The sequence below is a fragment of the Siphonobacter sp. genome (assembly GCF_048595215.1).
GTDB lineage: Bacteria > Bacteroidota > Bacteroidia > Cytophagales > Spirosomataceae > Siphonobacter.
Window position 1 is genome coordinate 1 of the sequence record NZ_JBMDWJ010000134.1, and the last position, 6,825, is coordinate 6,825.

At 49.2% G+C, this 6,825-nt stretch carries 6 protein-coding genes; 1 reads left to right on the forward strand and 5 read right to left on the reverse strand.

The features are described from left to right. Positions 1–341: 341 nt before the first annotated feature. Together ACOJTG_RS07750 and ACOJTG_RS07755 are read right to left on the reverse strand one after the other, a co-directional pair. Positions 342–1,286, reverse strand: coding sequence for an AraC family transcriptional regulator (locus ACOJTG_RS07750; protein ID WP_104715155.1), 945 nt, complete (start codon positions 1,284–1,286; stop codon positions 342–344). 586 nt (positions 1,287–1,872) lie between these two features. After that, positions 1,873–2,757, reverse strand: coding sequence for an SMP-30/gluconolactonase/LRE family protein (locus ACOJTG_RS07755; protein WP_420153287.1), 885 nt, complete (start codon positions 2,755–2,757; stop codon positions 1,873–1,875). Positions 2,758–3,124: 367 nt separating this feature from the next. Here ACOJTG_RS07755 and ACOJTG_RS07760 point away from each other — a divergent pair, with 367 nt between their 5' ends. Then, positions 3,125–3,547: a DoxX family protein gene (locus ACOJTG_RS07760; protein ID WP_420153283.1), complete on the forward strand. Its 423-nt coding sequence runs from the start codon at positions 3,125–3,127 to the stop codon at positions 3,545–3,547. Positions 3,548–3,607: 60 nt separating this feature from the next. Here the strand turns inward: ACOJTG_RS07760 and ACOJTG_RS07765 are convergent, their stop codons facing one another. The 3 genes from ACOJTG_RS07765 to ACOJTG_RS07775 all read right to left on the reverse strand — a co-directional run. Further along, a complete protein-coding gene (locus tag ACOJTG_RS07765) occupies positions 3,608–5,344 on the reverse strand; it encodes a cellulase family glycosylhydrolase (protein WP_420153284.1) in 1,737 nt (578 codons plus the stop codon). A gap of 36 nt (positions 5,345–5,380) precedes the next feature. Further along, complete coding sequence (locus tag ACOJTG_RS07770; RefSeq protein ID WP_420153285.1) at positions 5,381–6,235, reverse strand: glycoside hydrolase family 16 protein; 855 nt, start codon at positions 6,233–6,235, stop codon at positions 5,381–5,383. Between the two features lie 51 nt (positions 6,236–6,286). Then, positions 6,287–6,825 (reverse strand): RagB/SusD family nutrient uptake outer membrane protein (locus ACOJTG_RS07775; RefSeq protein WP_420153286.1); only part of this gene is annotated, 539 nt, incomplete at its 5' end.

The window sequence follows — 6,825 nt, forward strand, 5'->3', positions numbered from 1 at the left end:
CTCATGCCATGTGTGGCGACTGAGGTATCCCAAAGCTCCGAGGTTCGGTGCGTTTGGGTTGTATCTAAAGCAAAGGGATTTGTATGAAAAACAAAGGTTTGTGGAATTGAGATCCTTGGAGTTGGGCATGCAACCCCGAAGGGGTTCTACTTCATTAGCCCCGTATGCAATGCGGGGTACCAATGCGGCATGAAAGAGAAATGCAAAAATCCTCCATGGGTACAACCCATGGCTATTGATATTGAACCCCTTCGGGGTTAGGCTTGCTAATCCTGAAGCGGTTCAATATCAATACGGAAAGCCTAAGTGCGAGACGCAGTCAAATGCGTAAAAACAATAACCTACGCCATCGTCTGCCGCTGCAACTGATGCGAACTTCGGCGGAACTCGGCAGGCGTGATTCCCGTATTTTTCTTGAAAAACAAACTAAAGTTCGGCTGATCGGCAAACCCGATGCTATAACCGATATCCTGTAGATTCCAGTTGGTCTGCAGTAAAAGCGATTTCGCTTCTTCGAGCAATCGGTTTCGAATGTGCGTACTCACGTTTTGCCCCGTGTATTTTTTCAATAAGGCATTCAGGTAGTTAGGATGCACCGAAAGATTGGCCGCGAACTCCTTGGCCGTTTTTATGGCAATGGGTTGCGTATAATTGATATGAGCCGTTTCCTTCTCTAGTAAATGGAAAAACTCGTGCACGTGTTTGTACTCTTCCGACACGTGATTGGGTTCAGGAAAATCAGCGATTCGGGCACATTCAATCATCACCAGTTGCAGATACGCCTGAATCACATCTTCGTTAAGTTTCTGGCCAGACCGCTCCTCTTCCAGCATGCGTTGAAACAGTGGATTCAGAACGGCCACCTGTTGCGGATTCAATCGGATAACGCTCTTTTTCTTGTCGAGAAACAGGGTGTACTTGTCCAGCGTAGCTTTCAGTAGCGGGTGATGATCGAGCAGCGTCTTTTGAAAGTTACAGGAATAGCCGCCCGCGTTACACGAGCGTTTTTGCCAGGAAATGATATCACTGGGGTGAATAAAAATAATGGTGGGGTCATCCAGATAATAGGTATGCGTACCAATGGTCAGCACGCCCGAGCCCTCAGTAACTAAGAGGATTTTATAAAATTCCCGGCGGTTGGGAGACAGGTAATTCCGGCAGGGATTTTCAGCCCGGTTGATAATCCGGACGGGTAAGGTCTGAAAGTTGTCCCGAATCACGGGTATCAACTCCGGCACATCCCGTAAAGTATCAATGGTTCGCGTATCCAGGGTTTTGTGTTCCATCGGCGATAGGGAAAAGGTCAGGATGAGGTAAAACGGGTATTCGAAAATCCGAAGATTTTAGGGGAATTTCAGCCCTGCCGCTGAAATAGCTTCAGTAGCAAACGTCTGATAAAGGTTTGAACGGAAAAAGGAAAATGAAAAGTTTCCGCGTTCGGGAAATTCTGTAGGTTATTGGTAACAGAACCTATATTTAAAAGCAAGAGCGTGTACCGTTCTACTTCATGTCTATGAAACAAACCAAAGTTCTGCATTAAGAGTAAAGGCTGCTATTGCGAACCATACCGCTTGCAATAACTAGTAATGACTAGACTCTTCGTTTTCTGTATTTCAATCATAAAGGACATTTTGTCCATTTTACATAAAACACTAATTTTCAGATTATTAACAAAAAAATAACTTCCCAAAAGTGAAGTAACTTTTAGGAAGTTAGAGTTAAACACTATGCTTTAATTGATTTTCAGAATTTTACCCCACTCATACTCTATTCTAAGTAAAGACGAAGAGATACATCTACCTAAAAATCAGCAATTAACTAATTAAAGAAAATAGTACGAGTAAGTAGAACGGATCCCTAAATGACTCCTGCTTATTTCGCCCCTTTCACTTGCATGTCCATCGTATATACCGCTTCGGAAGCCGTGATGAACAGGGTACGGCGATCTTTTCCACCGAAACACACATTTCCTACCCAACCCGCCGGTACCGGAATAATCTGGATCAGCGTTCCCTGCGGATTATACACCCTGACACCCTTACCCGTCAGATAGATGTTTCCCCGTTCATCGATGGTCATGCCATCGGACCCCTGAGCGGTAAACAACCTTCGATTGTTCAATCGTCCATCGGCACCAATATCGTACTGGTACGTTTTATTCGCCTGAATGTCCGCCACGTATAGATGTTTCCCATCGGGTGTTCCAATGATTCCGTTGGGTTTTACTACCGTACTATCCACGAGTTGAGCTTCTTTTTTTCCCTTGGGCAGGAAGTAGACGTACTGTCCCGGCAGTTCAGGCTTTTTTCGCTCCCAGTAATCCCGCTGGTAATAAGGATCGGTGAAGTAAAGATCCCCTTTGGGCGTAATCCACAAATCGTTAGGACCATTCAACCGTTTTCCGGGTTCACGGGTCAGTAGTACCGTCACTTTTTTGTCCGGACGAATGGACCAGATCTCATTATTTTCATCCGCACAGGAAATCAGATTCCCCTTAGCATCGAAATACAGTCCATTCGAGCGACCCGTTTTATCCATGAACAAGGAAAGTTTACCTTCCGTATCCACCTTCCATATCTTATCGTTGGGTTGATCCGTGAAATACACATTCCCTTTTTTATCGGCGGCGGGGCCTTCCGTAAAGCTGAACTGTTTAGCAACCAGTTTCAAGGCGGCACCCGGACTCGTTACGGAATCAGCCCGCGGGCTGATTTGACTAAACCCCGGAATTCCGGCCAGCATCAGTACGGCAAGCATTCGTTTCATATGGTAGCGTTTATGGTTAGACTTCTTGTGAATGTATTGAAAAACGGTGAGCTCTTAAATGTCGCAATCTCACCCGCTGAATGCCGGACTTACACACCTCGTTCTAGCCAAGGCTACATTACTTTTGTATTGATCATCGCACCTAAAGGATGAACATCCAGGAATTTCTTCAGAACCAGCAGCAAATGACGTAGAATTTCGTTGGGAGCTACTTCTTTTTTATCGGGTCCCTACGCAACGGCATACGTATCTGTTAAAAAAGATTCAGCAGGGCCTGTAAAAGGCCAGCAATCTTACGCATTAAACGGCATATTCTTACCCGTACTATTCTCTTCCGTTCACCTCTCATTCAATTACGATGAAACCGAAAACGATCCATCTCTGGTACTGGACTCTGACCGTTCCCTTTGCCCTTCTGATGTTCATGGATGGCATAGGCGGCCTGATGCGAGCCGAAGCCGGTCAGGAAGTCATGCGGCATCTGGGCTACCCCTTGTACGTGCTCAGTATTTTTGGAATGGCCAAAGTACTCGGAGCGATTGGCCTCATCCAGCCCTGGTCTCCCACGCTGAAGGAATGGGCCTTTGCGGGCTTCACCATCAATTTTATCGGAGCAGCAGCTTCCCGGGCGTATGTAGGTGATGCTATGTCGCTTATACTGATGCCCCTGGTGATGCTTGCTTTGCTGTTGGGTTTGTATGTTCTGGGAAAAAAGCGGGACCGTATGCGGGGAAAGTCGCTTGAACTAAGGTATTCGACTGACGTGCGTAAACTCGCTTAATCCTAATTAAACACAAACGGCAGAGAAACCCCTGCCGTTTGTTGCGAATTCTATTGAACATTACCTATTAAAATGTAGTGATTCCAGTTTAAAACCGCCTTTATCTACGTACACCCGCAGGGTATTTACACCCCGATTCAGCCGAATGGACTGAGCGGGTGTCAGGCTCCAGGCTTCGCCCTGGTTTCCCAGCGGCATTGCTTTTACTACGCGTTTGCCATTAACGTCTACCGAAAGGACTCCGCCAGGCGAAGCCACCCGAAAAGACAGTTGATACGTACCCGCTTTTTCGGCCTGAACCGTATACTGCAACCATTCGCCCGCTTCGCTATGACTGATGTAGTATCGGTCTCCTTCCCGTTCAATATCCACACCGTCGTTGCGGTACTGGCGACCCCGGTTGCCGACGGTATTAACGCCGGGCGTGTAATGATAACTGGCGGAGTCCGTATCGAAGTACGCGGCCCTCTGACGACCCAGATCGAAATCCACGGCTTTGATCACCGTATTTTTCGTAAGCGAATGCGTGGTGAAAGGCCGCGTCTGGCTGGACTGTACCTGTCGGAATAGAGCGTCTACCACATCCGGGTGAAAGCGATTATTCTCCAGTTTGAGATTTTCCAGCAATTCATTCAGAATTCGCTCCGCTTCCGCAGCGGAAGGTTTCGCTCCCTTACCGGACCAGTACGCCAGGAGTTGTTCATAACCCGGCGTAACTTTGATTTCCAGGGGATTGTTGATTCCCATCTTCTTTTCCTGCCACCAGCACCAGCCGATGTCGTGGCGTTCCATCAGGCCAATGGCATCCGTGAACCAGGTATTCGAATTTTCCCCCGACTCACCCAGCCAGATGGGCACTTTATAAGTATCCCGCAGCGTAAGAAACTTCTGAATGGATTCCTGATTATTGAAGTTTCCGTATTTGTGAAAACTCAAGGCCATGTTGGAATCCCAGGTGGGAAGAATGCCCTCGTAATTATTACCGAACCCGTTGCCTTCGATGATGATCAGGTGATTTTTATCCACTTCACGAATGGCCTGCGTAATCTCAACCATCAGTTTCCGTAACGGAATATTCTTCTTCTCGGCCGTACCCCGGACATCTTTCGGATCTTCGAAGCCCCAGTTGGGTTCGTTGATGATGTCATACCCGCCAATCCAGGGATGATTTGCGTACCGCTCGGCCAGCTTCCGCCACAGGGCTATGGTTTTTTGCTGATTCGCTTCGCTCTGCCACAGGGAAGGTTTACTCGGGTCGCGGTCCGAAATGGCCAGGTCATTGCCCTGTCCACCCGGCGTAGCGTGCAAGTCAAGAATCAGGTATACTTGATTAGCCTCACACCAGTTCAGCAGGCTGTCCGTTAGAGCAAAGCCCGTTTCCAGCCAGGTATGCTGACCAGCCACCGGCTCCTGCTCCGTCGGTAAGGTATAGAGGTTGTAGTGCATTGGCAGCCGGATGGAATTGAATCCCCAAGCAGCCATGGAATCAATGTCAATTTTTCGGGTATGGTTGTTCAGCCAGCGGGTGTAAAAGGCTTCCGTCTTCTCCGGTCCGATAAGCTCGCTAATAGCGGCTTTGATACGGTACTGTTGCCCCAGGTTACTCAACCGGAACATGTACCCTTCCTGCAGCATCCATCCCCCCAACCCCATCCCCCGCAGGATGATCTTTTTGCCCGCTCGATCAACCAGTTGGGTACCTTGGGCTTTCAAATACCCCTGACCACTGGCTGTTAGTGAGCACAAAGCCGCCAGTGCCACTCCGACGAGCAGCTGTATTCTTTTTCTAAAAATCATTGGTTCAATGGTAAAACAGGCGGTAGAGGCTACGCTTTATTTTTCGATCATTTTATAGACGCGGACGTAATCCACTTCCATCGCCGCCGGAAAAATAGTGGGATCAACGCCCTTGGCACCGCCCCAGTCGCCACCGACAGCTACGTTGAGCAGGAGGTGAAAACGTTTATCGAACGGCCATACGGCAGAACCTTTGCCTTCGTTGACAAATTCGAAGATGAACTCGTCGTCAATGTACCCGCGGATGGCGTAGGGCGTCCAGTCCACGCGGTATCGGTGAAAATCCTCCGTAGCCCGGTCGATGGTACGGGTAGCCGTTTTTTGAGTGTTTATTTTGAAGTAGTACGCCAGAGTATGCGTCGTAATGTGAACTACATTGGGATCGTATCCCACGTGTTCCATAATGTCGATTTCGCCCGAATTTGGCCAGCCGCCGTAGGCCCAGTCGGTGGGCAACATCCAGATGGCAGGCCAGGTACCTCGTCCCGCCGGAAGTTTGGCACTAATTTCAAAGCGTCCGTAGAGAAAGTCGCCCTTGCCTTTACTTACTAGTCGAGCCGAGGTGTACTCTTTGCCTTCCTTATTTTCCTTGCGGGCCGTAATGGTCAGTTTTCCGTTGGCGACGCGGGCATTGTTTTCGCTATCCGTGTAGTACTGTAGCTCGTTGTTACCCCAGCCACTACCGCCCAGATCGTAGCCCCATTTCTTGGCATCGGGTAATCCCGTGTAATCAAATTCATCCGCCCAAACCGGCGTTTTCTCAAAAGTCCAGCTCAGGTCTTTGGGACCGCTGGTGACCGGTGGAGCCGGACTGACCGGCGTTTTCTGACCAGAACAAGCCCCAAAGCTGAGAGCGAGTAAGGCGGTACAGCAAACCGTTAACAATTTCATAAGCATGATTGAATAAATCGGCGAAGGCTTTTTCCTCCGCCGATTGTCCGATTATTTCGTTCCGCCCCACTCTTTATTCTGCTCGATCTTGGTGTTCTCCATTTCCAATAATGGAATCGGCAACACCTCATTCCGGCCCGCTACAAATCCTTTGGAGGCCAGTACTTTCGCCGCCGTACCCCAGCGAACCAGGTCAAACCAGCGATGCCCTTCGCCAGCCAATTCCACCCGCCGCTCCCGCATGATGTTGTCCAGCGTTGCCGGTACGCGGTGCAGGTTATCCTGATAGGCCCGGTCGCGTACGGCGTTCAACAGAGCTGCCGCCCGTACCTGGTCTCCGCCTCCCCGAACCAGTGCTTCGGCTTCCATCAGGTAGGTATCGGCCAGACGGATTTCGTAGATGTTCTGGGGGTAATTCAATTCGGGTGCACCCGCTCCCGTCGGCCGATCTGCCTGACGAGCCGCGAGTTTGTTCAGGAAATAACCCGTGTTCATGTAGCCTTTTTCGTAACTCGCAATTCCGTTTTTCTCCAGACTGTCTAAGTTAGCAATCGTTGCCTGATTTCGCGGATCAAAATGAATGGCATTGA